The sequence below is a fragment of the Geothrix edaphica genome, assembly GCF_030268045.1.
Taxonomy (GTDB): Bacteria; Acidobacteriota; Holophagae; order Holophagales; family Holophagaceae; genus Geothrix; species Geothrix edaphica.
On the sequence record NZ_BSDC01000002.1, the window covers coordinates 332001 to 357753 of the forward strand.

General features: G+C 70.3%; 24 protein-coding genes and 1 tRNA gene. 7 read left to right on the top strand and 18 right to left on the bottom strand.

The window, feature by feature from the left end; all coding sequences use genetic code 11:
• Positions 1-33 precede the first annotated feature (33 nt).
• Both fmt and def read right to left on the bottom strand, forming a co-directional pair.
• Entirely contained in the window at positions 34-954 is a 921-nt protein-coding gene (gene fmt / locus QSJ30_RS09365) for a methionyl-tRNA formyltransferase (protein WP_285608659.1), read from the bottom strand.
• Complete coding sequence (gene def, locus QSJ30_RS09370; RefSeq protein ID WP_285608660.1) at positions 951-1454, bottom strand: peptide deformylase; 504 nt, start codon at positions 1452-1454, stop codon at positions 951-953. The genes fmt and def overlap by 4 nt, the downstream gene beginning before the upstream one ends.
• Positions 1455-1531: 77 nt before the next feature.
• On the opposite strand from def, the gene QSJ30_RS09375 reads away from it, so the two are divergent.
• Positions 1532-3436, top strand: a complete 1905-nt coding sequence (locus QSJ30_RS09375; RefSeq protein ID WP_285608662.1) for a peptidylprolyl isomerase — start codon at positions 1532-1534, stop codon at positions 3434-3436.
• Between the two features lie 17 nt (positions 3437-3453).
• Here QSJ30_RS09375 and QSJ30_RS09380 read toward each other — a convergent pair whose 3' ends face one another.
• The 3 genes from QSJ30_RS09380 to QSJ30_RS09390 all read right to left on the bottom strand — a co-directional run bounded on the left by QSJ30_RS09380 (position 3454) and on the right by QSJ30_RS09390 (position 6724).
• A complete protein-coding gene (locus QSJ30_RS09380; protein WP_285609097.1) occupies positions 3454-4239 on the bottom strand; it encodes an ATP-binding cassette domain-containing protein in 786 nt (261 codons plus the stop codon).
• Entirely contained in the window at positions 4143-5411 is a 1269-nt protein-coding gene (serS, locus tag QSJ30_RS09385; RefSeq protein WP_285608664.1) for a serine--tRNA ligase, read from the bottom strand. The genes QSJ30_RS09380 and serS overlap by 97 nt, the downstream gene beginning before the upstream one ends.
• Before the next feature lie 305 nt (positions 5412-5716).
• Positions 5717-6724, bottom strand: coding sequence for an asparaginase (locus tag QSJ30_RS09390; RefSeq protein WP_285608667.1), 1008 nt, complete (start codon positions 6722-6724; stop codon positions 5717-5719).
• A 73-nt stretch (positions 6725-6797) separates the two neighbouring features.
• Between QSJ30_RS09390 and QSJ30_RS09395 the strand changes: the two genes are divergently transcribed.
• On the top strand, positions 6798-7709 hold the full coding sequence (locus QSJ30_RS09395; protein WP_285608669.1) for a YoaK family protein: 912 nt from the start codon (positions 6798-6800) through the stop codon (positions 7707-7709).
• A 28-nt stretch (positions 7710-7737) separates the two neighbouring features.
• On the opposite strand, the gene QSJ30_RS09400 is transcribed toward QSJ30_RS09395, so the two are convergent.
• The 3 genes from QSJ30_RS09400 to QSJ30_RS09410 form a co-directional block, all read right to left on the bottom strand.
• A complete protein-coding gene (locus QSJ30_RS09400) occupies positions 7738-8382 on the bottom strand; it encodes a hypothetical protein (protein ID WP_285608671.1) in 645 nt (214 codons plus the stop codon).
• 42 nt (positions 8383-8424) lie between these two features.
• Positions 8425-9747, bottom strand: a complete 1323-nt coding sequence (locus tag QSJ30_RS09405; protein ID WP_285608672.1) for a response regulator — start codon at positions 9745-9747, stop codon at positions 8425-8427.
• A gap of 110 nt (positions 9748-9857) precedes the next feature.
• Complete coding sequence (locus QSJ30_RS09410) at positions 9858-11162, bottom strand: hypothetical protein (protein WP_285608674.1); 1305 nt, start codon at positions 11160-11162, stop codon at positions 9858-9860.
• Positions 11163-11212: 50 nt separating this feature from the next.
• Here QSJ30_RS09410 and QSJ30_RS09415 point away from each other — a divergent pair, with 50 nt between their 5' ends.
• A complete protein-coding gene (locus QSJ30_RS09415; RefSeq protein ID WP_285608676.1) occupies positions 11213-11737 on the top strand; it encodes a class IV adenylate cyclase in 525 nt (174 codons plus the stop codon).
• On the opposite strand, the gene QSJ30_RS09420 is transcribed toward QSJ30_RS09415, so the two are convergent.
• Complete coding sequence (locus tag QSJ30_RS09420; protein WP_285608678.1) at positions 11734-12888, bottom strand: trans-sulfuration enzyme family protein; 1155 nt, start codon at positions 12886-12888, stop codon at positions 11734-11736. The two genes, QSJ30_RS09415 and QSJ30_RS09420, sit on opposite strands and share 4 nt — an antisense overlap.
• Positions 12889-13005: 117 nt before the next feature.
• Between QSJ30_RS09420 and QSJ30_RS09425 the strand changes: the two genes are divergently transcribed.
• Positions 13006-13344 carry a hypothetical protein gene (locus tag QSJ30_RS09425; RefSeq protein WP_285608680.1) on the top strand — a complete coding sequence of 113 codons (339 nt, stop codon included), beginning with the start codon at positions 13006-13008 and terminating at the stop codon, positions 13342-13344.
• 11 nt (positions 13345-13355) lie between these two features.
• Here the strand turns inward: QSJ30_RS09425 and QSJ30_RS09430 are convergent, their stop codons facing one another.
• The 8 genes from QSJ30_RS09430 to QSJ30_RS09465 form a co-directional block, all read right to left on the bottom strand.
• Positions 13356-14636 carry a serine/threonine-protein kinase gene (locus QSJ30_RS09430; protein ID WP_285608682.1) on the bottom strand — a complete coding sequence of 427 codons (1281 nt, stop codon included), beginning with the start codon at positions 14634-14636 and terminating at the stop codon, positions 13356-13358.
• Positions 14637-14663: 27 nt separating this feature from the next.
• A complete protein-coding gene (gene ligA / locus QSJ30_RS09435) occupies positions 14664-16700 on the bottom strand; it encodes an NAD-dependent DNA ligase LigA (RefSeq protein WP_285608683.1) in 2037 nt (678 codons plus the stop codon).
• Entirely contained in the window at positions 16700-17785 is a 1086-nt protein-coding gene (rodA, locus tag QSJ30_RS09440) for a rod shape-determining protein RodA (protein WP_285608688.1), read from the bottom strand. Before rodA ends, ligA begins: the two co-directional genes overlap by 1 nt.
• Entirely contained in the window at positions 17782-19668 is a 1887-nt protein-coding gene (mrdA, locus tag QSJ30_RS09445) for a penicillin-binding protein 2 (protein WP_285608689.1), read from the bottom strand. The genes rodA and mrdA overlap by 4 nt, the downstream gene beginning before the upstream one ends.
• On the bottom strand, positions 19668-20156 hold the full coding sequence (locus QSJ30_RS09450) for a hypothetical protein (protein ID WP_285608691.1): 489 nt from the start codon (positions 20154-20156) through the stop codon (positions 19668-19670). The genes mrdA and QSJ30_RS09450 overlap by 1 nt, the downstream gene beginning before the upstream one ends.
• Positions 20153-21040: a rod shape-determining protein MreC gene (mreC, locus tag QSJ30_RS09455; protein WP_285608693.1), complete on the bottom strand. Its 888-nt coding sequence runs from the start codon at positions 21038-21040 to the stop codon at positions 20153-20155. Before mreC ends, QSJ30_RS09450 begins: the two co-directional genes overlap by 4 nt.
• A gap of 18 nt (positions 21041-21058) precedes the next feature.
• Positions 21059-22102: a rod shape-determining protein gene (mreB, locus tag QSJ30_RS09460; protein WP_285608695.1), complete on the bottom strand. Its 1044-nt coding sequence runs from the start codon at positions 22100-22102 to the stop codon at positions 21059-21061.
• Positions 22103-22193: 91 nt separating this feature from the next.
• The gene (locus QSJ30_RS09465; RefSeq protein ID WP_285608696.1) at positions 22194-22487 is read right to left on the bottom strand and encodes a glutaredoxin family protein; all 294 of its coding nucleotides are present in this window, start codon (positions 22485-22487) and stop codon (positions 22194-22196) included.
• 55 nt (positions 22488-22542) lie between these two features.
• Between QSJ30_RS09465 and QSJ30_RS09470 the strand changes: the two genes are divergently transcribed.
• Entirely contained in the window at positions 22543-23151 is a 609-nt protein-coding gene (locus QSJ30_RS09470; protein WP_285608698.1) for a hypothetical protein, read from the top strand.
• Between the two features lie 153 nt (positions 23152-23304).
• Here QSJ30_RS09470 and QSJ30_RS09475 read toward each other — a convergent pair.
• Positions 23305-23380 (bottom strand) — tRNA-Phe (locus QSJ30_RS09475).
• A 105-nt stretch (positions 23381-23485) separates the two neighbouring features.
• Here QSJ30_RS09475 and QSJ30_RS09480 point away from each other — a divergent pair.
• Together QSJ30_RS09480 and QSJ30_RS09485 are read left to right on the top strand one after the other, a co-directional pair.
• Positions 23486-24166, top strand: a complete 681-nt coding sequence (locus tag QSJ30_RS09480) for a hypothetical protein (RefSeq protein ID WP_285608699.1) — start codon at positions 23486-23488, stop codon at positions 24164-24166.
• A gap of 24 nt (positions 24167-24190) precedes the next feature.
• The gene (locus QSJ30_RS09485) at positions 24191-25495 is read left to right on the top strand and encodes a thymidine phosphorylase (protein WP_285608702.1); all 1305 of its coding nucleotides are present in this window, start codon (positions 24191-24193) and stop codon (positions 25493-25495) included.
• The last annotated feature ends 258 nt before the right edge of the window (positions 25496-25753 follow it).

Genomic DNA, 25753 nt, shown 5'->3' on the forward strand with positions numbered 1-25753 from the left:
CGCCCACCCGCTTCCCCTTGGACCTGGCGTGAGCTAGCCGAGCGCCCGGCTGCCGCTGGCGCCCCAGGGCTGGAGGGCCTGGAGGGCGGGCTGGACGGGCTTGCCGGGGCGCTGGAGCTGGGTGAGCTCCAGGGCGCCGTCGGGCGTGGTGAGCCAGGTGCCCTCCTTGCTCCAGACCAGCTGGCCGGGATCGCGGTAGCAGGCCCGGAGCGCCCCCACGCCGCACACCTTGAGGGGCTGGCCCTCCAGCTGAAGCTCAGAGCCGGGCCAGGGCCAGAGGGCGCGCACCTGGCGGTGCAGGTCCGCCGCGGGCCGCCGCCAGTCCAGGTGCCCCATGTCCTTGCGGAGCTTCGAGGCGTAGGTGGCGCCCTCGGGGCGCTGCTCCACCGGCTTCCCGCAGCCGCAGAGCAGCAGGGGCAGCTGGTCCATGAGCAGCTCGGCGGCGTCGGTCGAGAGGGCCGCCAGCAGGCTTTCGGCGGTGTCCGCCTGGCCGATGGAGCGGCGGGACTGGGCGAGCACGGGGCCTTCGTCCAGGCCTTCCGTGAGCCGCATGAGGCTGACGCCCGTCTCCTCATCTCCCGCCAGGAGGGCGTGGTTCACGGGGGCGGCGCCGCGCCAGCGGGGCAGCAGGGAGAAGTGCAGGTTCCAGACGCCGCTGGGACAGGAATCCAGCATCCAGCGGGGCAGCAGGTGGCCATAGGCCACCACGATCGCCAGGTCGACCTCCATGGATTCCCAGAGTTCGCGGGTCTCCGGAGCCTTCCAGCTCAGCGGCTGGTGGACGGGCAGGCCCAGGTCCAGGGCCGCCACCTTCACCGGCGGCGCCTCCAGGTGGCGCCCCCGGCCCGCGGGCCGGTCCGGATTGCTGAACACCGCCTCGATGCCCTCCTCGGCCAGGGCCCGCAGGGCCGGGACGGCCGCGCGGGGGGTGCCGAGAAAGGCGATGCGGGTCATCCGCGGGCCTGCTTCTGGTAGCGGCGCTGGATGACCTGGCGCTTCACGGGCCCGAAATATTCCACGAAGAGGCGGCCCCGCAGGTGGTCGATCTCATGGCAGAAGGCCCGGGCCAGCAGGTCCTCGCCCTCCAGTTCGTGCCAGCTGCCGTCCTTGGCCCGGTTGCGGATGGCCACCTTCTGGGGGCGCTCCAGCACTTCCCGGATGCCGGGAATGGACAGGCAGCCCTCCGGGCCCACCTGGCTGCCCTCCTCCCGGACGATCTCGGGATTGATGAGGATGAGCTTCTGGGAGGGGTCCTCGCCGCAGGAACAGTCGATCACCGCGAGGTTCAGGTTCACGCCGACCTGGGGCGCCGCCAGGCCCACACCCTCCTCGTCGAGGGCCGTCTCGAACATGTCCGCCACGAGCTGCTCCAGCTCCGGGGTCCAGGCCCCCACATCCTCACTGTTCTTCTTCAGTCGGGGATCGCCCCAGGTCAGTACGGGCAGGACGGCCATGCAAACGCTCCAGCATTCCAGTGTAATCCATCGCCCATCCCTTGTTAATCTGGGAGGTCCGTCCACCGGAGCCCCGCATGCTGCGTTCCTTCCGTCAGGTCTTCAAATCCAACCGCACGCCCATGGCGGCGGTCATGATCGTGGTCCTCCTGGGCCTGGTGGCCTATCTGGCCCCCTCGGGCCGGGTGGACACTCCAGACACAGTGGTGGCGAGGGTCTACGGCCGCGAGGTGCTGCTGCGCGACCTGGCGGAGCACATGCAGGAGCTCTACCAGCGCTACGGCAAGCAGGCCAGCCCGGAGGCGCTCAAGCCCTTCGTCCAGTCCCAGGCCCTGCGCGACCTCATGAACCAGAAGCTCATGGAGGAGCTGGCGGAGCGGCACCACGTGGTGGTGACCGATGAAGAAGTCGGCGCCCGCCTGCGGGCCTTCCTGAAGCAGTACCCCATCCTCCTGGACGCCCAGGGCAACCTGAAGTCCACGGCGGAGCTGAAGCAGATCTTCCAGGAAACCGGCTTCAACCCGGCCCTCCAGGAGCGGAACCTGCGCAGCGAGCTGCTGCGCACCAAGCTGATCCAGCAGGCGGCCTTCCAGGTGCCCGTGGACGAGGCCTGGCTGGCAGTGGAGAACCGCCTGCGCAATGAAAAGGTCGCCTTCCAGCAAGCCACCCTGGCCGTGGATCCCGCCACCGTGGCGGATCCCGGCGACGGCGCCCTGGAGGCCTTCCACAAGGCCGGCGGCGAGCGCTTCCTCCAGCCTCCCCGGCGAGTCATCCAGTTCGTGGCCGTGGACCGCGCGGCCCTGGGCAAGGAGGTCCAGGTGGACGAGGCCACCCTCAAGGCCGGCTTCGAGGCCCGGAAGAACGACTTCATCGAGTTCAAGGCCCGCCACATCCTCTTCAAGGCCGAGGGCGACACCCAGGCCCAGGAGGCGACCGCCAAGGCGCAGCTGCTGCGTGAGCGCCTCGTCAAGGGCCAGGACTTCGCCAAGGCCGCCGAGGAACTGAGCGAGGATCCCAGCGCCAAGGGCAACGGCGGCGACCTGGGCTGGTTCCGTTTCCCCCAGATGCAGAAGCCGTTCTCCGAGGCCGCGGCCACGCTGAAGCCCGGCGAGATCAGCCAGCCCGTGCGCACCGTCTACGGCATCCACCTCATCAAGCTGGAGGGCCGCCGCGAGAAGCGCTTCGAGGACGTCAAGGACCAGCTCGCCAAGGAGATCTCCGACGACCGCTTCAACGCCCGGGCCCAGGAGCGCCTTGAGCAGATCCGCAAGCGCGCCAACGGCGGCGACCTGGCCGCGGCCGCCAAGAGCCTGGGCAGCCAGGCCCAGCTGAGCCAGCCGTTCAGCAACGAGCCGGCCGCCCAGTCCGAGGGCCTGCCCGAGCTGTCCCAGATCGCCCCCGAGGCCTTCCGCCTGAAGGTCGGCGAGGTCTCCAAGCCCATGCGCTTCGCCGATCGCCACCTCCTGTTCCGCGTCCAGGAGGAGCTGCCGGAGGCGGTGCCGCCCTTCAAGGAGATCCGCGCCAAGGTGCTGGCCGCCTACCGCCTTGAGGAATCCCGCAAGCAGGCCCTGGCCAAGGCCCAGCAGGCCCTCGCCTCCGGTGGCCTGCAGGCCGTCGGCCCCGTCTCCGACCAGGCCGCGGCCCCCCTCAGCGGGCTGCGCGACCTGGCCGCCCACCCCGGCATCCGCAAGGCCCTGCTGGAGACCCCCGTGGGCCAGACCACGCCCCTGCTCTGGGCCCAGGACGGCAAGCTCTGGGCGGCCCGCATCGTCTCCCGGGAACCCGCTCCCGCCCTCAGCTTCGAAGCCCGCCGGACCCTCATCCAGGAAGTCCAGACCACCGAGGCCCAGAAGCTCCTGTCCGCAGAGCTCCAGTCCCTGGACCAGCAGGGCCGCCAGCGGCCCGGCCTCAGCAGCTTCTGGGGCCACTTCGGCGGCATCTACGTCAATGCCGGTGCCGTGCAGGTGCCGGTGGAGGAGTAGCTATCGGCTGTCAGCTGTCAGCTTTCAGTAACTGAGAGCTGACAGCTGATGGCTGACAGCTCCATCACCCGGTCGCAGAGAGCCTCGACGGCCAACCCATCGTGGCTGGCCAGCAGGAGGGCCGTGCCTTCGGCCTTGAGATCCAGGAGCAGGGCCAGCAGGTGGCCCGCCAAGGTGGGATCCAGGGCCGAGAAGGGCTCGTCGAGCACCAGCAGCGCCGGCTCCAGCATGAGGGCCCGCCCCAGGCAGAGGCGCTGGGCCAGACCCCCGGACCAGGCCCCGGGCCGCTGAGCCAGGGCCGCCTCCGGGAACTTCACGCGCGCGGCCATGCGGGCCGCGGCCTCCCGCCGCTCCATGTCCGTGCCCCGGTTCCAGATCGCCAGGGGCTCCTGGAGGATCTCCCAGCCCGTGCGATGGGGGGGCAGGCTGGCCTGGGGATCCTGGAACACGGCCTGGATCCGCGGACGGCGGAGGCGGCGCTCCCGCTCCGGCAGGGGCGACCAGGGCGCGCCCTCCAGCAGGATCCGGCCCTCCGTGGGCTCCAGGAGCCCCAGCACCAGGTTCAGCAGGGTGGTCTTGCCCGCACCGCTCGCGCCGGCCACGCCCAAGGCTTCGCCCTGGTCGATAGAAAAAGAGACGTTCTTGAAGACATTCTTTCCCAGGCGCTGAAGCCGCAGGCCTTCAGCGCAAAGGACGGGCCCTGCCCTCAGCGGATCACCTCGACGCCCAGGTAGGGCCGCAGGGCCTCGGGCACCACGATGCTGCCGTCGGGCTGCTGGTAGTTCTCCAGGATGGCCACCCAGGTGCGGCCCACGGCCAGGCCGCTGCCATTCAGGGTGTTCACGAAGGCGGGCTTGCCCTCCTTGCCCTTCATGCGGATGTTGGCGCGGCGGGCCTGGAAGTCGCCGAACCAGCTGCAGGAGCTGATCTCCCGGTAGGTGTTCTGCGAGGGCAGCCACACTTCCAGGTCGTAGGTTTTCTGGCTGCTGAAGCCCATGTCGCCCGTGCAGAGCAGCACGCGCCGGTACGGCAGGCCCAGGGCCTCCAGGATGGCCTCGGCGTTCTCCGTGAGGCGCTCCAGCTCGGCCTCGGCCTGGTCGGCGGCGGCGAAGGTGACGAGCTCCACCTTGTGGAACTGGTGCTGGCGGATGATGCCCTTGGTGTCCTTGCCGTAGCTGCCGGCCTCGCTGCGGAAGCAGGGCGTGAAGGCGCAGTGGCGCAGGGGGAGGGACTCCGCGGCCAGGATCTCGTCGCGGTAGAGGTTGGTGACGGGCACCTCCGCGGTGGGGATGAGGTAGAGCGCGGCGCCGTCCCCGCGGGAGGTCTTGAAGAGGTCCTGCTCGAACTTGGGCAGCTGGCCCGTGCCGTACATGCTCTCGGCATTCACCAGGTAGGGCGGGATCACCTCGGTGTAGCCCGCGGCGGTCTGGCGGTCGAGCATGAAGCTGATGAGGGCCCGCTCCAGCTTGGCCCCCAGCCCCTTCAGCACGGCGAAGCGCGCACCGCTGAGCTTGGCCGCGCGGTCCAGGTCGAGGATGCCGAGGGCCGTGCCCAGATCCACATGATCCCGGGGCGCGGCGATCTCCGGGAGCTGCCCCCAGCGCCTGACCTCGACATTGGCGTGCTCGTCGCGGCCTGAGGGCACACTGGCGTGGGGCGGGTTCGGAATGCCTGCCAGGAAGTCTTTGAAGGCCGCCTCGATCTCGCGCTCGGCCGCCTCGAGGGCCTTCAGCTGATCGCCCACCTCCCGCTGCTGGGCGATGAGGTGGTCGGCGTTCTCCTTCGCCCGCTTGAGGCGGCCGACCTCATCACTCACACGGTTGCGCTCGGCCTTCAGGGCCTCGGCCTCCTGGAGCGCGGCGCGGCGGCGCTGGTCCAGCTCCTGGTAGCGCGCCCGGTCCAGCGTATAGCCACGCTCGGACAGGCGCGCCGCCACGGCGTCGAGGTCGGTGCGGAGGAGGTTGGCGTCGATCATGTCGGTTTTCCCAGTGACCTATCAGTCTACCTAGCTCCAAAACGCGCCATGGGCGCGTTTTGGAGCTGGCCTCCGGCGATGCTCAGGCTTGCGGCCAGGGCCCTCCCGACCATGTGGGTCGCGGAACAGGCTGCGGGGCAGCCTGTGGAGCGGGGTCCCACAGGGAGGGAATCACGCAGCCCTCAGGCTTGAGGCCAAGCTCCATCCGGGCTGGGCTCTCCGGCCCTCCCGACCATGTGGGTCGCGGAACAGGCTGCGGGGCAGCCTGTGGAGCGGGGCCCCACAGGGAGGGAATCACGCAGCCCTCAGGCTTGAGGCCAAGCTCCATCCGGGCTGGGCTCTCCGGCCCACTGTACCCGGAACGCCTCCCGCACCTCGTCGATGCCGCCCCCGGCGCCCAGCACCAGGCCCAGCTTGGCGAGGGCCGCCCAGCGGGTGGACAGGCCGCCGGAGATGGCGCCCATCTCCTCGATCCTCCGGCCCATTTCGTAGGCCGAGAGGTCCACGCCGCCATAGGGGCACTGGGAGATCACCACCACGGGCAGCCGCCGCCGGCGCGCATCCTCCAGCATCGCCCGGAGGTCTGCGCGGCCCATGGGCAGGTTGCCGGCGCCGAAGGCCTGGATCAGGACGGCCCGGGCCCCCTGGGGCGCCGGATACCAGGCCATGCCCGGGTGGGGCGTCAGGGTGTGGATGGCCAGGTCCAGGCGGTCGCCCAGCCCCGCGGGCACCTGCCGCACGAACTGGCCCACCTCGGGGTGCAGGCGGATCTCCGCCCCGATCTCGGCCAGGGGCGGCAGGTTCGGACTCTGGAAGGCCTCGAACTGGTGGACGCTCAGCTTGTCCGCCGCCACCCCCCGGATCCAGTGGGTGCCGAAGCAGATCCCCACCTCGGGGATGCCGCGGCAGGCCAGGTCCACCGCATTGACGAGGTTGCTGCGGGCGTCGCTGCGGACAAACGCCAGCGGTCTTTGGCTGCCCGTGAGCACCACGGGTTTGCCCAGGTCCGCCAGCAGGAAGCCCAGGCAGGAGGCCGTGAAGGCCATGGTGTCCGTGCCGTGGATGATGACGAAGCCGTCGAATTCCTGGGCCGAGGCCCGCACCCGCGAGGCCAGCATCAGGATGTGCTCCGGCTCCAGGCAGGAGGAGTCCTGGTTGAAGGGCACCTCCACGGACAGCCTCGCCATCTGGCCCAGCTCCGGGACCTGCTCCAGCAGGTGGTCCAGGAAGCGCCCCGGGGCCAGGGCCGCCGGATCGCCGCTCGGCATCATGCCCAGGGTGCCGCCCGTGTGGAGGAGGAGGATCGTCCGCATGAGAGGAGTCTACCGTCTGGGCGCCGGTCCCAGGCCACCGGCCGGCCCCGACCCAGTAGACTGGAATCTCTGCATGCGCCGCATTCCCCGCTATTTCCAGATGATCGCAGGCCGCTACCTCCGGCGCCTGTTGAGGAAACGCCTGTCGGGCCATCAGTTGCAGGCGGCCGTGGAGACGGCGCTGGCCACCCTGCCCATCCAGGAGAAACTCCTGGTGCGCGAAGGGGCCCTGCGCTCGGAATCGCTCAACCGGCAGCTGGCCTGGGCCATGGCCTTCGTGGCCGGAGCGGTCAATGCCGGTGGCTTCCTGGCCGTCAGCCACTACACCTCGCACGTGACCGGCGTGGTCTCCTCCATGGCCGACGAGCTGGCCGACGGCGACCTCGCCACCGCCCTCGCGGCCCTGGCCATGATGCTGAGCTTCCTCGCGGGCGCCTTCGTCTGCACCACCCTGATCAGCCTCGGCCAGCGCCGGCGCATGCGCAGCCGCTACGCCCTGACCCTCGTGCTGGAGGCCGTCCTCATGATGGTCTTCGGCTTCATGGGGAACCGCCTCCAGCAGGAGATCCGCTTCACCCTGCCCAGCACCGTCATGCTGCTCTGCTTCATCATGGGCATGCACAACACGGTCACCTCCATCATCTCGGGCGCCGCGGTGCGCACCACGCACCTCACGGGCACGGTCACCGACATCGGCATCGAGCTGAGCCGCCTGACCTACGTCAATGTCCACCACCGGCATGGCCGGGAGCGCATCGTCGCCAACCGCCAGAAGCTCACGCTGCTCCTGCTGATCCTGGCCTCCTTCATGGCCGGTGGCGTGACGGGGGCCCTCGGGTTCCGGCACATCGGCTTCAAGATCACCGTGCCCCTGGCAGGCTTCCTCTGTTTCCTGGCGGCCCGGCCGCTGCTGCTGGAAGTGCGCCTGTTGCTGCACCGCCTGCGTCGCCAGTGGGATCCCGATCGCCCCACCCCCGGCCGCTGACCAGTGACAGCCGACAGCTGACAGCCGTCTAGACCGCGACCACCACGGCCTTGACCTCGTCGAAGCCCTGGTCGCAGCTGCAGCTGACCACCACGGCGCACTGGCCCGGCTGGCTGGGCGGCAGCTGGATCTCACCAGTGAAGCGGCCGTCGCTGGCCGTGCGTCCCGTCAGGAGGTTGTTCGCCTTCTTCAGGCTGGAGACGAGCTTCACGGAGACCTCGGCATCGGCCACGGGGCTCTGGCTCTGGCAGAGACGCGCCCGCACCTGCACCCGGAAGGGCTCGCCGAAGGTGGGCTTCATGGGCTGGTCAAGCACCAGCTCCAGGGTGTCCACATCCCCCTCCAGCTGGAGGAACTCGAGGATGGCCTGGTCCAGGGGGCGGTCATTGAAGGCCTGCTGCTCCAGCATGTCCGGCGGCGTCTGGTCGTACTTGCCGTTCTTGATGTCCCGGATCACGGCCCGGTGCTGCTCGTCCATGCGGCCCTGGATGGCCCCATCGGAAATGGGCGGAGCCGCGGTCAGGTCCTCGTACGAGGACCGGTAGCTGTCGAGGATCTCGCCGCCCACGTAGATGAGGGTCTCGATCTTGGGATTCGTGAGGCCCTTGTCCTCGGTCTGCACGTGATAGACCCGATTCCCGTGGCGGATGTCCGTGTTGTAGCCGGTGATCATGGGAAGAGCCTGGAGGACGGGGAGGCAGGACGCGTCATGGGCCTACCTCTGCAATCTTCCAGCCAAATCCGGCATGACTTCCCAGGCGATCTCCCGGACCACCTGATCGCCCATGCGCGCCACGACCGCCTTCACCAGGGCATCCATAAGCGCGGGATCGGCCAGGAGCGCCTGGACCTGGTCTGGCGTCAGAGGCGCCTGACCGAGCGCGGCAACAGCCTGCCCAGACGCGGCAGGGGCCGGAGCCGCCGGGGCCTCCACCCTGGACTCAGCTGGGGACTCGGCCGGGGCAGCTTGGAGGTGTTCCGCGGGGGGCGCGGGGACCGGAACCACCGGGAGTTCCACCATCGGAGCCGGCGGCGTTTCCTGGTGCCTCTCCAGCATGGGGATGGCCGCGGCCGCCAGGCCCGCGGCGGCGAGGCCGGCCACGGGAAGGATCGTGTGCGTCTCCGCCGGGGGCGGCTCGGAAATGGAAGGCAGCTCGAGGCCGCCAGCCAGATCGTCGAAGGATTCCAGGTCGGTGAAGGAGGCGAGGCTCTCCGCGGCCAGGGCCTCGGGCGCCGCGGCTTCCACCGGGGGCAGGTCGGACGGGACCGCCAGGACCGGGTGGACGGGCGGCGGCTCGGAGGGAGCGGCTTCCGACGTCAGCTCGTGGAGGCTCTCCAGGTCCAGCTCCTCCAGTTCGAGGTGCACATCGGGCGCCGCGCTGGGCAGGGCGACCGGGGCGGCCTCGGCCGGAACGTCCTCGGGCCAGAGGTCCTCGGCCGTGAGCAGCAGCAGGTCCTCATCGGATCCCGTGGGCCCGGGTTCGGGAAGGTCCAGGTCCGATCCCAGGTCCAGCGGAGGCAAGGCCTCGCTGTCTCCGATGGAGGGGACGTCTGGCCTGAACTCCGGCATGGGCATCTCGGCGGTCCTCGCCAGGTCCATGGCCGGGGGGGCGACAGGGGCGGCGGGGGCGGCAACCACGGCGGCTGGCGGCTCATCGGCTGCGGCGACTGGACTGGCCAGCAGGGCCCGCACGCGGTCTCCCAGCTCCCGGAGCTCGATGGGCTTCTTCAGGAACCCCTGGATCGGCGCCTTGGCCAGCCGGGCGGGGTCCACGGGGTCCAGCACACCGGCCATCAGGGCGATGGGGAGGCGGGCCGTCGCCTCCATCTCCCTCAGCCGGGCCAGCAGGGTCCACCCGTCCATGCCGGGCATGACCGTATCCACCAGGGCCACGTCGAAGTGCTCCCCCCGCTCGAAGCGGTCCAGGGCCTCCGCGGCGGAATCGACGCAGACCAGCTCCACATCCGTCGGGGCCAACAGGGATTCGGCGATGCGGTGGATGCTGGGGTTGTCGTCCACGAGGAGGAGGCGGGGCATCTGGGTACCTCGGGAGGCCGGGAGGAAGAAAGAGTGGCTGGGCACAACGCTACCAGAAATGTGCACTTCCAACGTCACTGATTGGGCCGGGAAGTGTCTGGATTCCGACCCTAGCGCAACAGCTTCTTCAAGAGCCGTACCCGTTCCGCCTCCACCAAGCGCACCAGCAGCACGCGGTCCCCCACCCAGACCCACGCGACGCCGAGGGGTTCGCGCAGGGCCACCTCGGGACCGCCGGGCAGCCAGCCCTTCACGGAGGCGCGGAGGTTCAGGGCGGTCCGCCACTCCGGGCGATAGGCCTCGTACAGGGCCTGACGCTGGCGCTCCGGCGGAAGGGCGCTCTCGTTCCACCGCTGGTCCCAGGCATCGAAGGCGCCGTTCTCCCGCCAGGCCCAGGCCGCATCCCAGGCGGGCCAGGGCAGCGCCGTGTCGGGGACGGGAGTCCATTCGACCTCGGCCACCGGGCTGAGGCGCCGGGCCATCCCCTCGTCCGGAAGCACCGCCACCAGGGCCATGCGCTGGGGCGGGTGGGCCGTCAGCAGTCCCTGGCCTGCGGCGGCCCGGCGCCACCGGCCGCCCTGCAGCACCCAGGCCGACCAGCCCTGGATGCCGCCGTGCCAGAGGCGGTCCGCCCGCGGAAACCACAGCCGATCCCCGGCGTGCCAGGGCAGCTCGAGGCGGGCCCCGGGCAGGTCCCGGCCATCATCCGACAGGGCCTCTGCCTTGGTGGCCAGACTCCGGGGCGGCGGGGGAAGGCCGGGCTCGTCCCATGCGGCGAGGGTGGCCTCGCCGGGATCCGCCTCCAGGGAGAGGGTGCTGAGCAGCAGGCGGGATTCCCCCCGGGGCTCCAGCTTCTCGAAGCGCCCCAGCAGCACCGCCTTCCCATCCCAGCTGAAGCGGCTCCACGGGCCGGATTCCGTGGACCAGATCACGCGCCCCTCGGGAACCTCCAGCAACCGGGTCTCGAAGCGGCCCTCCCCCATCTGGAGGGTCACCAGCAGGCGGCTGCCCTTCGCCGGGTCGAGCCGGGCCGAGGCAAGGGGGGCGTCGAAGCGGTAGCGGCGCCATTCCAGCCCGCGCCACAGCACGACCTCGCTGCGCCCCTGCGGACCGTTCAGGGCCAGGCCCTGGTCGCCCAGGTAGGGCGAGGCGGGCTCCCAGGGCGTGCCGAAGCCCCCCTCGAAGGGCCAAGGATCGGACTGGTCGGGATCCAGGGTCCCCTGGAACCGGGGGGCCCAGCCGTCCACCAGGCGCAGTTCCGCCAGGGACTCGTAGCCGCCGAGGTTCATGACCGCCGGGGCCTCCACCGCCGTGACGCCGCCGGCGCTCACGGGACGCGGCGCCTGCACCACCGCGAAGAGCAGCAGCATGGCGGCGATGAAGAGGGTGGCGATGATGTACCGTTGTGGGATCACGATGGAACCGCAGAGACAGCACCATCATGACTGATCGGAGACGCGCCGCGATGAAGCACAAACCCGCCGTGGAGACCGAGCTGAAGCTGCGCATCCCCGCGACGGGGCCCCTCCGCCCCCTGCTGGAGGCCCTCGGCTTCCGGGAGACCGTCCCCGCCCAGGCGGAGACAAGCGTCCTCTGGGACCGGCGCGGCGAGCTGCGGGCCGCGGGCTCGGCATTGCGGACGCGGCGCTTCGCCGGGACCTTCCGCCTGACCTGGAAGGGCCCCAAGGTCCCCGACGCCATGCTGAAGATCCGGCCGGAGCGCGAGACCGGCATCGAGGATGGCGAGGCCCTGGAGGCCATCCTCCGCGCCCTGGGCTACGAGCCTGTGCTGCGCATGGAGAAGATGCGCGCCGTGTGGGAGCGCGCCGAGCTGGAGGCCTGCCTCGACGAGACCCCCTTCGGCTGCTACCTGGAGCTGGAAGGCGAGCCCCAGGCCATCCGCGCCGCCATGGAGGGCCTGGGGCTCGCCCCCGACCGCGCCGAGCCCCGCAGCTACCCCGAGTTGTACCAGGCCCACGGCCTCGGTTAGACCTTCAGCACCCGCTCCAGGTCTTCGATCAGATCCTGGACGTCCTCCACGCCCACACTGAGGCGCAGGAGGTTGTCGTTGATGCCGAGGCGCTGGCGGTCGGCCTCGGGCACGCTGCCATGGGTCATGCTGGCGGGGTGGCAGACGAGGCTCTCCACGCCGCCCAGGCTCTCGGCCAGGGAGAACACCTTGAAGGAGGACGCCATGCGCCGGGTGCGCTCGGCATCGCCCGTGTCGAAGCTCACGATGCCGGAGAAGCCCTTCATCTGCTGCTTGGCCAGGGCGTGCTGGGGGTGGGATTCCAGGCCCGGGTAGTAGACGGCCTTCAGATCCTTGCGGGCCTCCAGCCAGCGGGCGAGGGTGAGGGCACTCGCGTTGTGGCGTTCCATGCGCAGGTGCAGCGTCTTGGTGCCGCGCAGGATGAGCCAGGATTCCATGGGCGAGAGGATGCCGCCGGCGGCCTTCTGGTGGAAGCGCAGGCCCTCGGCGATGTCCTCACGGTTGGTGATGGCGATGCCGCCGATGGAGTCGCTGTGACCGTTCAGGTACTTGGTCGTGGAGTGGAAGACCAGGTCCGCGCCCAGCTCCAGGGGCCGCTGGTTGTAGGGCGTGGCGAAGGTGTTGTCCACGGCCAGCACGGCCTTGGAGCCCATCACCGTCATGACTTGGCGCACGCCGGGGATGTCCGTGAGCCCCAGCATGGGGTTGGTGGGCGTCTCCAGCATCACCAGCTTGGTGTTCGGCCGCAGCGCCGCCTTGAAGGCCGCCAGGTCGCCCGTGTCCACCTGGGTGTAGGTGAGGCCGAAGCGGGTCATCACCTTGTCCAGCAATCGGAAGGTGCCACCGTAGACGTTGTCGCCCAGCACCACATGGTCGCCGCTCGAAAGCTGCTCGAAGATGGCCTGCACCGCCGCCATGCCGGATCCGAAAGCCATGCCATGGGCGCCGCCCTCCAGTGCCGCCAAATTGCCTTCCAGAGCGTCGCGGGTGGGGTTGCGCACGCGGGCGTAGTCGAAGCCCTTGTTCTGGCCGATGCCCTCCTGCACATAGGTGCTCGTGAAGTAGACGGGCGTCATGATGGCCCCGTTGTTCGGATCCGGCGACTGGCCGGCGTGGATGCAGCGGGTGTCGAAACGGCCTTCGAGGTTCATGGGACCATCCTTCGTGATCCTCCAGTGTGATGGGGTGCCGCCATGAGGAAAAGCATCGCTTCGGTTTCTATGGCCCTGACCCTCCTGGCTTGTCGATCCGACAAGCCGGAAGATCAGGTGCGAAAGGCCTTCCAGACCTGCGTGACGGCGGTGGAGGCCGGGGATGCCGCGGCGGCGGCCGCGCCCCTCGACGCCACCTTCCGGGGGCCCGAGGGCATGGACAAGGCGGGCGCGAGGCTGTTCCTCCTGGGCCTCCTCCGCCGGGAGAAGGTGGGCGTGACCGTGGTCCGCAACCAGGTCACCGTGACGGGGGCCGAGGCCTTCCAGGAGGTGGACCTGGTCCTCACCGGCCGGAGCGGAGGCCTCCTGCCCCAGGACGCCTCCCGGCGCTCCTTCGGACTGCGCTGGCGCAAGACCGGCGGCGACTGGCGGCTCCTCGAGATCCAGGAGCGCTGAGCCCCGGTCCCTCAGCCCGCCAGGTACGCCATGAACTCCTGGTGCAGCTCGAGCGGCAGCCGGCAGGTCCCCGCCTCCTCGTCCACCAGCTGGGCGCAGCGGGGGACCTCCAGCAGACTCGAGGGGGGGATGCCACCCTCCCGGGCCCGGCGCAGGCTCTGCATCAGGGCGTCCATCCAACCCAGGCGGTAGAGGGTGACCAGCAGCATGGCATGGGCCTTGGCGTTGCCGGGGTCGATCTCGATGGCCTGGAGCAGCTGCCTGCGGGTGGTCTCCAGGACGTCCTTCCGGACCTCCGCCCGGCTGAGCATGACCTCTTCGGACGGGGCGGTCTCCGCGGCGATCCGGCGGGGGAGCGTGCCCCCCCTGGCCCTGGCGGAACCGGATTCGTCTCCGGCGGCCTTCGCCGCCGGCCGGTCCGGCCCAGGTCGCGGGGGCGGGGCCGCCGCGGCGCGCTCCGGATCCCAGCGCCAGGTGGGATCCTTGGCCGAACGCAGCGCCTCGGCCAGGTCCTCGGCGGTCTGGAAGCGGTTCAGGGGATCCTTGGCCAGCGCCCGGTTCAGGAGGCTCTGCACATCGCGGCTGATGCCCCGGAGAGCCGCGGGCGGCAGGGGCGGCGGCAGGTCGTGCAGCAGGCGGTAGATCACCGAGCCGGGACTGGGCCCATCGAAGGGCTGCTCGCCGGTCAGCGCCTCGTGGAGGATCACGCCCACGGCGAAGAGGTCGCTGCGGGCATCGGCGCGCCCGCTCTGGAGATACTCCGGCGCCATGTAGTTCACGGTGCCGAACACCGTGCCCTCGTCCGTGGTGTCGGTGTTGAAGATCTTGGCCACGCCGAAATCCAGCACCTTGGCCTGGAGGGCCTTCCCGTCCCATAGCACCCGGATGTTGGAGGGCTTGATGTCCCGGTGCAGCACCTGGTGCCGGTGGGCCACGGCCAGCCCGTCGCAGACCTGCGCCAGCACCTCGAGGACATCCCAGGGCACGAGGGTGCCCGCCCGGATGAGGGTGCCCAGGTCCTCGCCCTTCACCAGCTCCATGGCGAGGTAGAGCACGCCCTGCTCCTCGCCCATCTCGTGGATGGTCACGATGTTCGGATGGTTCAGGGCGCCGGCGGCCCGGGCCTCCCGGGCGAAGCGCTCCCGGGCCTCGGGCCCGGCGGCGGCGGCCGCCTGGATGACCTTGATGGCCACCTCGCGGCCGAGAATGGGATCCCGGCCCACGTAGACATCGCCCATGCTTCCCTGAGCCAGCAGGCGGAGGATGTCGAACTTGCCGAGGCGCGTGAGCACAGGACTTTCCAGGGATTCGACCCTAGATCATGGGGTGGTCGCGGAGCCCCCGTCCAGGCCTTTGTCGGTCCCCTGCCCCAGCAGCCAGGCCTCGTCCCGCACGGGAATGCCCAGGGCCCCCGCCTTGGCCAGCTTCGTCCCGGCCTTCTCCCCGGCCACCAGGAGGGTGGTCTTCGCGCTCACGCTGCCGGTGACTTTCGCCCCCAGCTGCTTGAGCAGACCCTCCGCCTCCTCCCGGGAGAGCGTGGGCAGGGTGCCGGTGACGACTGCGACCTCGCCGGACAGGGGCAGGCCACCCTGGTCGCGAGGTTCCGGCGGCGCCGGATGCACGCCCAGGGAGGCCAGCCGTACCGGCAGCTCCGGATGCAGCGCGGCGAAGGCCCGGAGGGCGGCCGCCACCTTGGGCCCCACCTCCTCCACCGCCTGGAGGCGGGCTTCGTCGGCCCCCCACAGGGCCTCCAGCGAGGGGTAGGCCTCTGCCAGGAGCTCCGCGGTGCGGGCGCCTACCATGGGGATCCCCAGCGCATGGATCCACCTGGACAGGGGCTTCGTGCGGGCCACCGCCAGGGCGTCCATGAGGTTCTGGGCGGATTTCTCCGCCATGCGCTCCAGGTTCGACAGGTACGCGAGGCCCAGCAGGGGCTCGCCCAGCAGGGTGAAGATCTCCCAGGGCTGCTCGAAGCGACCGGAGGCCACCAGCTGCTCCACCAGGGCCTCGCCCATGCCCTCGACATCCAGGGCGGAGCGCCCGCCGAAGTGGAGCATCCGGGCCACCAGCTTGGCGGGGCACTCCGGGTTGAGGCAGCGGATGGCCACTTCCGCATCGTCGGCCTTGCCTACCTCGCCCCCGCACACGGGACAGGCGGAGGGGATCTCCGGCGCCGGCAGATCGCGGTCGGCTTCGCCAGGCACCAGGGCCACCACCTTGGGGATGACCTCGCCCCCCTTCTCGATGAACACGCGATGGCCTACCCGAAGGCCCAGGCGGCCCAGCTCGTCGGCATTGTGGAGCGTGGCCCGCCGCACCGTGGAGCCCGCCACCTCCACGGCCTCCAGCTCCGCCACGGGCGTGAGCTTCCCCGTGCGGCCCACCTGCCACGTGATGCCCAGCACCGTGGTGGTCACCTGCGTGGCGGGGTACTTGAAGGCGATGGCCCAGCGCGGCACGCGATCCGTGGCGCCCAGCCGCTGCTGGAGATCGGCGTCGAGGACCTTGATCACCACGCCGTCCGTATCGAAGGGCAGCTTCAGGCGGGCCTCGGCCTGCGTCGAGATGAAGGCCAGCATCGCCTCCAGGTCGCCGGTGGCGTGCCCGGGCATGACCCCGAAGCCCCAGGCGCCCAGCTGGACCATGGAGCGGGCGTGGTCCTCCCCGCGGCCCTCGCCCCAGAGCACCTGCCAGGGGAGGAAGGAGAGGGCGCGGGCGGCCACCTCGCGGCTGTCCAGCAGCTTCATGGTGCCGCTGGCCGCGTTGCGGGGGTTGGCAAAGCGGGCCTCGCCCCGGGCGTCCCGCTGCCGGTTCAGCTCCTCCCAGCGCTTGCGGGACAGGAACACCTCACCGCGCACGGTGAGGGAGGCCGGGGCATCCGCCGGGAGCCGCATGGGGATGTCCACGATGGTCCGCGCGTTCTCCGTCACCAGCTCGCCGGTCTCCCCGTCGCCGCGGGTGAGGGCCTCCACCAGCTCGCGGTCCTCGTAGCGCAGGGACAGGGACAGGCCGTCCACCTTCAGCTCGGCAGCGTAGCGGGGCCCGGCCTCCGGGGCGAGCCGGCGCCACTTGGCCTCCCACTCCCGCAGCTCGGCCTCGGAGTAGGCGTTGTCCAGGCTCAGCATGGGCACGGCATGGCGGCGCTTCTCGAAGGCGTCGATGGGCGGCGCCCCCACGCGCAGGGTGGGGCTGTTGGGGTCCGCCAGCTCGGGGTGGGCCGCCTCCAGCTCGCGCAGCTCCCGCTCCAGGGCGTCGTACTCGGCGTCGGAGACCACGGGCTGGTCCAGCACGTAGTAGCGGTGGCGGTGCAGCCGCACCGCATCGGCCAGATCCTTCATGCGCTGCCGGAGTTCCATCACTTCACCCTCGACCGGTACAGGATGCCCATGATGAGGCCCAGGGCCAGGAAGAAGCTGAGGGTGCTGCTGCCCCCGGCGCTGAAGAAGGGCAGCACCATGCCCTTGTTCGGCAAGGCGCCGGCCACCATGCCCACGTTCACCATCAGATGCAGGGCGAAGATGCCCGCGGCCCCGGCGCAGAAGTAGGCCTCGGCGTTCGTGTGGGCGGCCTTGGCGGCATCCAGGATGCGGCTCAGCAGGAGGCCGAAGAGGCCCAGCACCAGCAGCACGCCCAGGAAGCCCCGCTCCTCGGCCCACACGCTGAAGGCGAAGTCGGTGGTCTTCACGGGCAGGAAGTTCAGCTGGGTCTGGGAGCCGCTGGTGAAGCCCCGGCCGATGAGCCCCCCCGCCCCGATGGCGATCCGGCTCTGGTTCACCTGGTAGCCCTTGCCCTGGAGATCGGCGGAGGGATCCAGGAAGATCATCACGCGCTGCTTCTGGTAGGGCTTGAGGGCGAACTTCCAGGCGCCGAAGCCGCCCACGGTGACCAGCAGCAGCAGCGCGACCACCCAGCGGGCCCGCAGGCCCTTCATGAGCGGGATGATCAGCAGGATGGGCAGGAAGCTCAGGGCCATGCCGAGATCGGGCTGGCGCTGGATGAGCAGCATGGGAAAGGCCACCAGCCCCACCGCGCCCAGCAGCTCGAAGCGGCGGATGCTGTCGGCGGGCCGCAAGCCCAGCCGGTGGGACACGTACAGCAGCGTCACCCACTTCATGAGCTCCGAGGGCTGGAAGGTCTGGCCAGCCACCACGAACCAGCGCGTGGCGCCGCCGATCTTCTTGCCCACCACCAGCACGGCGGCCAGGGCCACGAGGCCCAGCAGGTAGGCCGGGAAGCTGTAGCGGAGGATGCGCCGCGGATCCGTGGCCGCCAGCAGGAGCATCAGCGCCAGGCCCATCAGGTTCCAGACGCTCTGCTTGATCCAGATGGCGGCCTGGGGGGTGTTCCGACCCGCGGAATAGAGGGTCAGCGTGCCCAGGAGCATCAGGGCCAGGATGACCCAGAGCAGCCGCGAATCCAGGGCCCGGACGCGATCCTTCATGGCGCCGCCTCCGCCGGAGGGGCGAAGGGGTCCACCATGCGGCCGCGGGGCGGCGGCAGGGGATTCCTCACGCGGTCCACGAACCAGTACTTCACGAGCTTGGCCGCGATGGGCGCGGCGGCGGTGGAGCCGAAGCCCGCGTTCTCCACCACCACGGCGAAGGCGATCTGCGGCCTGTCGCGGGGCGCGTAGCCCGCGAAGAGGGCATGGTCCTTCAGGTGCTTGGCCTGGCGGGCGTAGTGGCTCTTGTCCACGAAGGTGGCGACCTGGGCCGTGCCGGTCTTGCCGACGAAGGGGGCCTCCCGCGCGATCTCCCGGATGAGGGGGTTGGCCGCGGCCGTTCCGCCCTGGACCACCTCGTACAGGCCCTCATCCAGGGTGGCCCAGTTGCGTGGATCCAAGGGCGTGTCCCGGGGCACCGGCACCGGCGCCGGCTCCAACTCGTTGCTCTGGTCGTTGCGGAAGCCGTAGAAGAGGTGGGGCGTGAGCACCTTCCCCCGGGTGGCCAGCATGGCGTAGAACCGCGCCAACCCGATGGGCGTGACGCCCACGGCGCCCTGGCCGATGCCCACGCTGATGGTCTCGCCGGCGTACCACTTGGGATCCTTCGGGGCGGCCTTGCGCTTCCAGGCCCGGCTGGGAATGCGGGTGCGCTTCTCCTGGGGCAGGTCCACCCCCGTGCGGTCCGTGAAGCCGTATTTCTCCGCGGTGGCGTAGAGATCATCGATGTCCATGCGCGAGGCCACTTCGTAGAAGTAGACATCGCAGCTCTGGGCGATGGCCTGCACCAGGCTCAGCCCGCCGTGGCCCGTGGGCTTGTCGCAGCGGAAATCGCGCCCGTAGAAGTTCTTCTTCCCCGCACAGTAGATGACGGTCTGAGGCGTGATCACGCCCTTCTCCAGGCCCGCCAGCGCCACCAGCAGCTTGAAGGTGGAACCCGGCGCGTAGATGCCCTGGATGGCCCGGTTCAGCATGGGCCGCGTCGGGTTGTTCAGGTAGCGGTCCACCATCTCCTGGCTGAGCCGGTTGAGGAAGAGGTTCGGGTCGTACGAGGGGCTGGAGTACATGGCCAGGATGCCGCCGTCGCGCAGGTCCAGCACCACGGCCGCGCCGGCCTCCTCCCCGTAGGCATCCTGCAGGATCTTCTGGAGGCCCGCGTCCAGGGTGAGGTAGAGGCTGCGGCCCGCCACAGCGTCGGTCTGGCCGAAGTGGGCCACCTCGGTGCCCAGCTGGTCCACCAGGATGCGCCTCTGGCCGTCCACACCCTTGAGCTTGTCGTTGCCGCTGGCCTCGAAGCCCTCCTTGCCGATGGTCTCGCCCAACCGGAAGACACCCGGCTTGGCCTTCATCAGCTCCTCGTCCACTTCGCCCACGTAGCCCAGCACGTGCCCGGCCAGCTCGTCGCCGAGGTAGACCCGCCGGGGCGCCACATCGACGCTGAGGAAGGGGAAGCGGGACCGGACCCGCTCCGCCAGCGCGATGCCCGCGTCGTCGAGGTTCTCCTTCAGCACCAGGGGGCGGCCCTTGCCGGCGAAGCGGTAGCTCTGGATCTTCCGGGCCAGGGCGGCGGGATCCAGCTCCAGGGCCAGGGCCAGGGACTCGATCACATCGGCCCGCGTGGGCAGGTCCTCCCGCTGGATGACGAGGTGCAGGGCCCGGCGGTTGTCCACCAGGCGGTGGCCGTTGCGGTCCAGCACCAGGCCGCGGGGCGCGGCGATGGGGCGGATCTTCACGGCCTGCTGCATGGCCAGCTGCTGGAACTCGCCGTGTCGCACCAGCTGGAGCCAGGCGTAGATGAGGATCAGTCCGGCCACGAGGCTCCAGGCCAGGGCCTTGAGCACCCCGAGGCGGCGGTGGAGGAGGGGGCGCTGCCGGGGGTCCATCAGCCCAGCCGAGGGGAAGGCCCGGAGTACATCAGCCGCCAGGTCGCCCAGCCCCAGAGCGGCAGGCTGAGCAGGGCCCAGAACCAGCCGGAGCCCCAGCCATGGGGACCCGCGGCCAGGCGCACGGCCAGATGGACCAGCAGGGTGTGCGCCACGAGCAGGCCCGCCAGGCGCGCAAGCCAGCCCTTCACGTCCTCCAGGGGCCAGCGGCCCGCCAGCCCGCCCGCCACCAGGGCCAGGGTCATGTCCGCCCAGGCCGTGCCGCCCAGGTGGGGATAGAGCCGCAGGGAGCCCTCCAGGGCCCAGCCCGCGGCCCCGGCCCAGAGGACGCTGGAGAGCGGAGAGCCGGAACGGGGGGCCAGGGCCAGCACCAGCACGACGTGGACCACGACCTGCAGGCGCGGGAAGGGGGCGCTGAGGAACATCAGGCCCAGGGCGGCGGCGCACAGGAGGTTCTGGCGGGTGGCGGAAGGGAGCGAGATCCTCATGGCGTCCCCCGCTTGCGCTGCGGTTTCTGCTCGGGCGCCACAAAGGGCGGCTGCACCTCCAGCGGCGGCTGGGAGGGCAGCAGCAGCACCGTGGAGATCCGGTCCAGGGGCGCGGACAGGTTGACCTGCACCCGCAGCTCCAAGTCGCCGGGGGCCACCTCGGCCACGTAGCCCACCAGCAGGCCCCGGGGGAACACGCGATCCAGCCCCGAGGTCAGCACGGCCTCACCCACCTGCACCACCTCCTGGTTGCTGATGTAGCGGATCAGGGCCCGCCCGGAGCCCAGCCCCTGGAGGACCCCCGTCGCGCGGCTCCGCATGAGCATCACGGCCACGGAGGCGTTGGGCGCGTCCGCGGGCAGCACCTTGGCCTGGGTGGGCCCCACGGACCAGAGCCGGCCCACGATGCCCTCGGGCACCAACACGCCCTGGTCGGGCACCAGGCCCAGGTCCTGGCCCCGGTCGATCACCAGGCCCCCGAAGGCGGCGGGGCGCGTGCTGAAGATCACCCGCGCGGCCCTCAGGTCCAGGGGGATCTGCCGCTTCAGGCCCAGGAGCCGCACGGCCTCATCCGCCTCGGCCAGCCGGGGTCCCTCCTGGGCGGCCTGGGTCCGGAGCTGCGCGAGCTCGGCGGCCAGCCGCGCGTTCTCCGCCCGGGTCTCCCGGAAGCTGCGGGCGGTGTCCCGGCGGTTGGTCCGCCACTGGGCCCACCGGGAGGCCAGGCCCTGGGAGGGGCGCGAGAGGGTGTCGGCCACGCGCGCCCAGTGGCGGCCGGGAGCCGGTCCGAGCAGGGCCCAGATCCCGTGGCCCAGCCAGAGGAGGACGACGAGGAGGCGCTGCCACCCCGTGCGGCTCCATCCCCATTTGGACCTGTGGACGACCATGCCCCCTCCGGGCGGAGGCTAATCGAGGATCTGGATGCGGCGCAGGAGCGGGATGTTCTCCAGCAGCAGCGCGGTGCCCCGCACCACGGCGGTCTGCGGATCCTCCGCGCGGAAGACCGGCAGGTGCGTCTCCTTGCGCAGCCGCTCGTCCAGGCCCTGGATCAGCGAGCCGCCGCCCGTGAGGCAGATGCCCCGGTCGATGAGGTCCGCCGCCAGCTGGGGCGGCGTCTCGTTGAGCGCCTTGCGGACCAGGTCGATGATGGCGCCGATGGGTTCGGCGAGGGCCTCCCGGATCTCCGCATCGTTGAGGGTGAGCGTCTTGGGCAGGCCCTCGAACTGGTCCCGGCCGCTCACCTCCATGGTGCGCGTCAACTCCGAGGGGAAGGCCGAGCCCAGCGTCCACTTCACCTCCTCGGCCGAGGACTCGGAGATCAGCACGTTGTACTTCTCGCGGATGTACTTGACCACCGCCTCGTCCATCTCGTCGCCGGCGATGAGGATGGAGTCCGAGAACACCTTGCCGTTGTAGCTGATGACGGCCACGTCCGTGGTGCCGCCGCCGATGTCGACGATCATGCAGCCGCGCTTCTCGTTGATGGCCAGCCCGGCGCCGATGGCGGCCACCATGGTCTGGTCCACGATGAAGACCTCGCCGGCCTTGGCGTCGTAGCAGACCTGCTTCACGGCGCGGCGGGCCACCTGGTGGGCCCGGGGCGGCACGCTCACCACGATGCGGGTGCGGGCGATGCCGCGGTTGGGGCGGGCCTTGGCGATGAACTGGGCCAGCATCTTCTCGGCGGCGTCCACCTCGTAGATCATGCCGTCCTTCATGGGCCGGATGGTCCGGACGCCCTGGGGGGCGCGGCCCAGCAGCTGCTTGGCTTCGTCGCCCACGGCCTCCACCTCGTGGGTCACCGTGTTCACGGCCACGATGGAGGGCTCATAGATGACGATGCGGCCCGCCTGCTTGGTGTGGATCAGGGTCGAGGCCGTACCGAGGTCGATGGCGAGGTCCGAATTGAAGATGTTGGACCAGAACTGGCTGGAAAAAAGGCTGGCCACTGGCGGCTCCCGGAGAACCTCTTAGCGTGCCACGAACCAGGCCCCCCGGCCAGTCGTGGAGGGCCCCGGGGCCAATTGCCCCCGAGGCGGGTTATTTCCCCGCCGCCACCAGCTCCTCCATCAGCAGATCCCCGTCCAGCCGCTGGGGCAGCTCCTTGTGATAGCCCCGGACCCAGCGCCTCCCGTTCACCAGCACGAACGGAATGGCCCGCTTGCCCGTTTCGGCCTCCAGCTTCTCGGCCGCTCCGGGCACGGCCTCGATATCCACCTTCTGATGGGCCACGCCGTGCCCGGTGAGCCAGGCCTCCAGCCGGCGGCAGTCCGGGCACCAGGTGGCGCTGTACACCGCCAGATCCAGGCCCTTCAGGTCATCAATTCGGCTCATGGGATCCTCCCGGACCTGTCATTCTGGAGCCTTAGATGCTTTTGTTGGGGGTTCCATGTCCAAGATGACCATCCAGGCCGGGCTCGTCGTAGCGCCAGCCCTTCTCCTCGCCCTCGCCCTGGGCTGCGGCAAGAGCACGCCCGATGCCAGCCGCGTCATCGCCAACATCGGCGGAGGCAAGCTCACCGAGGCCGAGTTCCAGGACATCGTGAAGAGCCTCTCACCGGACCCCAAGGAGGCCCAGGCCTTCCTCACGGATGCCACGGCCCGGAACGACCGCGCCCAGCTTGCCCAGCGCATCGCCATGTCGCGGGCCATCACCGTCTATGCCGCGCAGACCGGGCTCGACAAGGAGCCGTCCGTCAAGCGCCAGCTCGAGCAGCAGCAGGCCAACATCTACTTCCAGGCCCTCATGAAGAAGCGCATGGCGGGGATGACCCCCACCGACGAGCAGCTCCAGGCCTTCTACAAGGAGCGGGTCGCCGCCCTCCAGGCCCAGGGCCGCGCCCAGGGCGTGCCGCCCTTCGAGACCGTCAAGGCCCAGCTGCCGGAGCTCTGGAAGCAGCAGCAGATGCAGACCCTCAGCGACCAGATCCAGAACGAGGTCAAGCAGAAGGTTCCCGTGACCCTGGCTGACGACTACCGGCCGGCGGGCGCGGAGTAGCCTCCGCCGCGCGCAGGCTAGGGGCGCCTCCACGGATCGGGCGCCCCCCCCGCGGCACCCTCCCAATCGCCTTCGGCGCTCGGCAGCGGAGCCTCGACTTCGCTGCCGCCTCTCCACAAGCAAACAGCCCCCAGGTCGGGGGCTGTTTGCTTGTGGTGCCTGGAGACGGAATCGAACCGCCGACACATGGATTTTCAATCCATTGCTCTACCAACTGAGCTACCCAGGCAGGAAGGTCCAGGATATCAGGCGCAGGCGCATTTTCAAGTGCCGGAACGGAGGGGATTGGTGCATCCTCAATGGTTTGGATGATGCTCCATCAGAGAGGTCCGTCATGGCCCAGCCCACCAAGAATCGTGAGATCCAGGTCCAGAAGCCTGCGCAGAGCCTTGCCCACTTCCAGACCAAGCTTGGCAAGGGCGAGGAGGAGGATGGCGGGCTGCTGAAGCCCATCCTCATGGGCGTTGCGGGCGTGGTCCTCGTGGGTGTGCTCTATGGCGCCTGGAGCGCCTACCAGACCTCCGCCGCCGAGAAGCACGAAGCGGCCCTCTCGGCCCTGCAGATGGAAGTCGAGGGCGATGGCGTGACCCCGATGCCTCCCGCCGAAGTGGAAAAGCGCATGCGCGAGCGGCTGGGCCGCCTGGAGGCCCTGGTGGCCGACGCGCCGTCCTCACGGAAGGCCGCCACCGCCGGATTGCTGGCCAGCTGGCGCCTGGCCCTGGATGGCAAGGGGCAGGCCCCGGCCAAGGCCGAGGATCCCTGGGGTCAGATCCGGCTGGCCCAGCGGGCCCTGGCCCTGGGCCAGGCCCAGGCCGCCCGGGCTCAGCTGGACGGGCTGCGGGCCAAGGCCACGCCCGGCGAGCCCTGGGCCGAGGCCTTCTGGGCCAGCCAGCTGGACGCCGACCGCCTTGCGGGGGACCGCGCCCAGGCCCTCAAGGACCTGGCGGAGTACAAGGCCCGCTTCAAGGGACGCGCCGACACCAGTGCCTTCGAAGGCCTGATCCAGAGCATCTGAGGCTTTCCGACAAGGAGTCATCCCATGCGGATGTACGACCTGATCTACACCAAGAAGCTGGGCGGCGCCCTGTCGCCTGAGCAGATCGCCTTCTGGGTGAAGGGGGCCGCCGACGGCAGCATTCCCGACGAGCAGAGCGCCTCGCTGCTGATGGCCATCTGCTGGCGGGGCATGACCACCGACGAGACCCTGGCCCTCACCCTGGGCATGCGGGACTCCGGCAAGCGCATGGATCTCTCCTCCGTGCCCGGCACCAAGGTGGACAAGCACAGCACCGGCGGCGTGGGGGACAAGACCACGCTGATCCTGGGCCCCATCGTGGCGGCCTGCGGGGTGCCCTGCCCCATGTTCAGCGGCCGCGGCCTGGGCCACACCGGCGGCACCGTGGACAAGTTCGCCGCCATCCCGGGCCTCAAGGTCGAGCTCACCGATGCCGAGTTCCTCCGCAGCCTGAAGGAGACCCGCTTCGCCAACTCCGCCCCCACCGGCAACATCGCCCCGGCGGACAAGAAGCTCTACGCTCTGCGGGACATCACCGCCACCGTGGAGAGCATCCCCCTCATCACCGCCAGCATCATGTCCAAGAAGCTGGCGGGCGGCGCCGACGCCCTGGTGCTCGACGTGAAGTGCGGCCCCACGGCCTTCATGAAGACCCTCGAGGACGCCCGCACCCTGGCCCAGAGCATGGTGGATGTGGGCACCGCCCACGGCATGCAGATCCGCGCCCTCATCACCCGCATGGATGCGCCGCTGGGCTGGGCCATCGGCAACGCCCTGGAGGTCATGGAGTCCGTCGAGATCCTCCGCGGCGAGCATGGTGACTCCGAGCTGGCCCAGATGAGCTTCCGCCTGGCCGCGGAGATGCTGATCATGGGCGGCGCGGCGAAGACCCTGCCCGAGGCCCAGGCCAAGGTCCAGGCCAGCATCCAGGACGGCTCGGCCCTGGAGGCCCTGCGGCGCTTCGTGGCCCTCAACGGCGGCGATGCCGAGGCCCTGGACGACTTCACCCGCCTGCCCCAGGCGGGCCAGGTGGTTGAAGTGCGAGCTGATCGCGGCGGCTACGTCACCGCCATCGACGGCCGCGCCCTCGGCCTGCTGGCCATGGACCTGGGCGCCGGGCGCAAGGACCGGAACGACATCCTCGACCTGGGCGTGGGGATCCGCGTGCAGGTGCGGGTGGGCCAGCGGATCGAGAAGGGGGACGTGGTGTTCACGGCCCATGCCAAGGCCGGGTTCAGCCTGAAGCCCGAAGCCTACCTTGCCACCTTGAGCCTGGCGGACAGCCGGCCCGTGGCTGAACCCTGGCTGCTGGCCACCATCGGCTGCTGAGAACCTGGACCTGAATCCCGAATTCTGGCGATGCGCCCTGGTCATCAGGAGCAACCCTTGCTTCGCCAAAAGTGAGATCTCGGGTGCCTCGATCACCAGGGCACCGGCCGTCACCGCTTCACGAACTCCAGAACGCCTTGCCGCCGGCTCATGAGCCGACGATGCGCGGTCGGCCCCACCTGTGCGCTCTCCCGGCCGCCGAGGCGTGACCATTGTATTGATATATCATCTCAATATCGCCGCAATATGTCGCCTTTG

Excerpts from the sequence above, each read along its gene's own strand:
- fmt (WP_285608659.1), bottom strand. The coding sequence starts at position 954 with ATGACCCGCATCGCCTTTCTCGGCACCCCCCGCGCGGCCGTCCCGGCC.
- def (WP_285608660.1), bottom strand. The coding sequence starts at position 1,454 with ATGGCCGTCCTGCCCGTACTGACCTGGGGCGATCCCCGACTGAAGAAG.
- QSJ30_RS09375 (WP_285608662.1), top strand. The coding sequence starts at position 1,532 with ATGCTGCGTTCCTTCCGTCAGGTCTTCAAATCCAACCGCACGCCCATG.
- serS (WP_285608664.1), bottom strand. The coding sequence starts at position 5,411 with ATGATCGACGCCAACCTCCTCCGCACCGACCTCGACGCCGTGGCGGCG.
- QSJ30_RS09390 (WP_285608667.1), bottom strand. The coding sequence starts at position 6,724 with ATGCGGACGATCCTCCTCCTCCACACGGGCGGCACCCTGGGCATGATG.
- QSJ30_RS09395 (WP_285608669.1), top strand. The coding sequence starts at position 6,798 with ATGCGCCGCATTCCCCGCTATTTCCAGATGATCGCAGGCCGCTACCTC.
- QSJ30_RS09400 (WP_285608671.1), bottom strand. The coding sequence starts at position 8,382 with ATGATCACCGGCTACAACACGGACATCCGCCACGGGAATCGGGTCTAT.
- QSJ30_RS09405 (WP_285608672.1), bottom strand. The coding sequence starts at position 9,747 with ATGCCCCGCCTCCTCCTCGTGGACGACAACCCCAGCATCCACCGCATC.
- QSJ30_RS09415 (WP_285608676.1), top strand. The coding sequence starts at position 11,213 with ATGAAGCACAAACCCGCCGTGGAGACCGAGCTGAAGCTGCGCATCCCC.
- QSJ30_RS09420 (WP_285608678.1), bottom strand. The coding sequence starts at position 12,888 with ATGAACCTCGAAGGCCGTTTCGACACCCGCTGCATCCACGCCGGCCAG.
- ligA (WP_285608683.1), bottom strand. The coding sequence starts at position 16,700 with ATGGAACTCCGGCAGCGCATGAAGGATCTGGCCGATGCGGTGCGGCTG.
- rodA (WP_285608688.1), bottom strand. The coding sequence starts at position 17,785 with ATGAAGGATCGCGTCCGGGCCCTGGATTCGCGGCTGCTCTGGGTCATC.
- mrdA (WP_285608689.1), bottom strand. The coding sequence starts at position 19,668 with ATGGACCCCCGGCAGCGCCCCCTCCTCCACCGCCGCCTCGGGGTGCTC.
- QSJ30_RS09450 (WP_285608691.1), bottom strand. The coding sequence starts at position 20,156 with ATGAGGATCTCGCTCCCTTCCGCCACCCGCCAGAACCTCCTGTGCGCC.
- mreC (WP_285608693.1), bottom strand. The coding sequence starts at position 21,040 with ATGGTCGTCCACAGGTCCAAATGGGGATGGAGCCGCACGGGGTGGCAG.
- QSJ30_RS09465 (WP_285608696.1), bottom strand. The coding sequence starts at position 22,487 with ATGAGCCGAATTGATGACCTGAAGGGCCTGGATCTGGCGGTGTACAGC.
- QSJ30_RS09470 (WP_285608698.1), top strand. The coding sequence starts at position 22,543 with ATGTCCAAGATGACCATCCAGGCCGGGCTCGTCGTAGCGCCAGCCCTT.
- QSJ30_RS09480 (WP_285608699.1), top strand. The coding sequence starts at position 23,486 with ATGGCCCAGCCCACCAAGAATCGTGAGATCCAGGTCCAGAAGCCTGCG.
- QSJ30_RS09485 (WP_285608702.1), top strand. The coding sequence starts at position 24,191 with ATGCGGATGTACGACCTGATCTACACCAAGAAGCTGGGCGGCGCCCTG.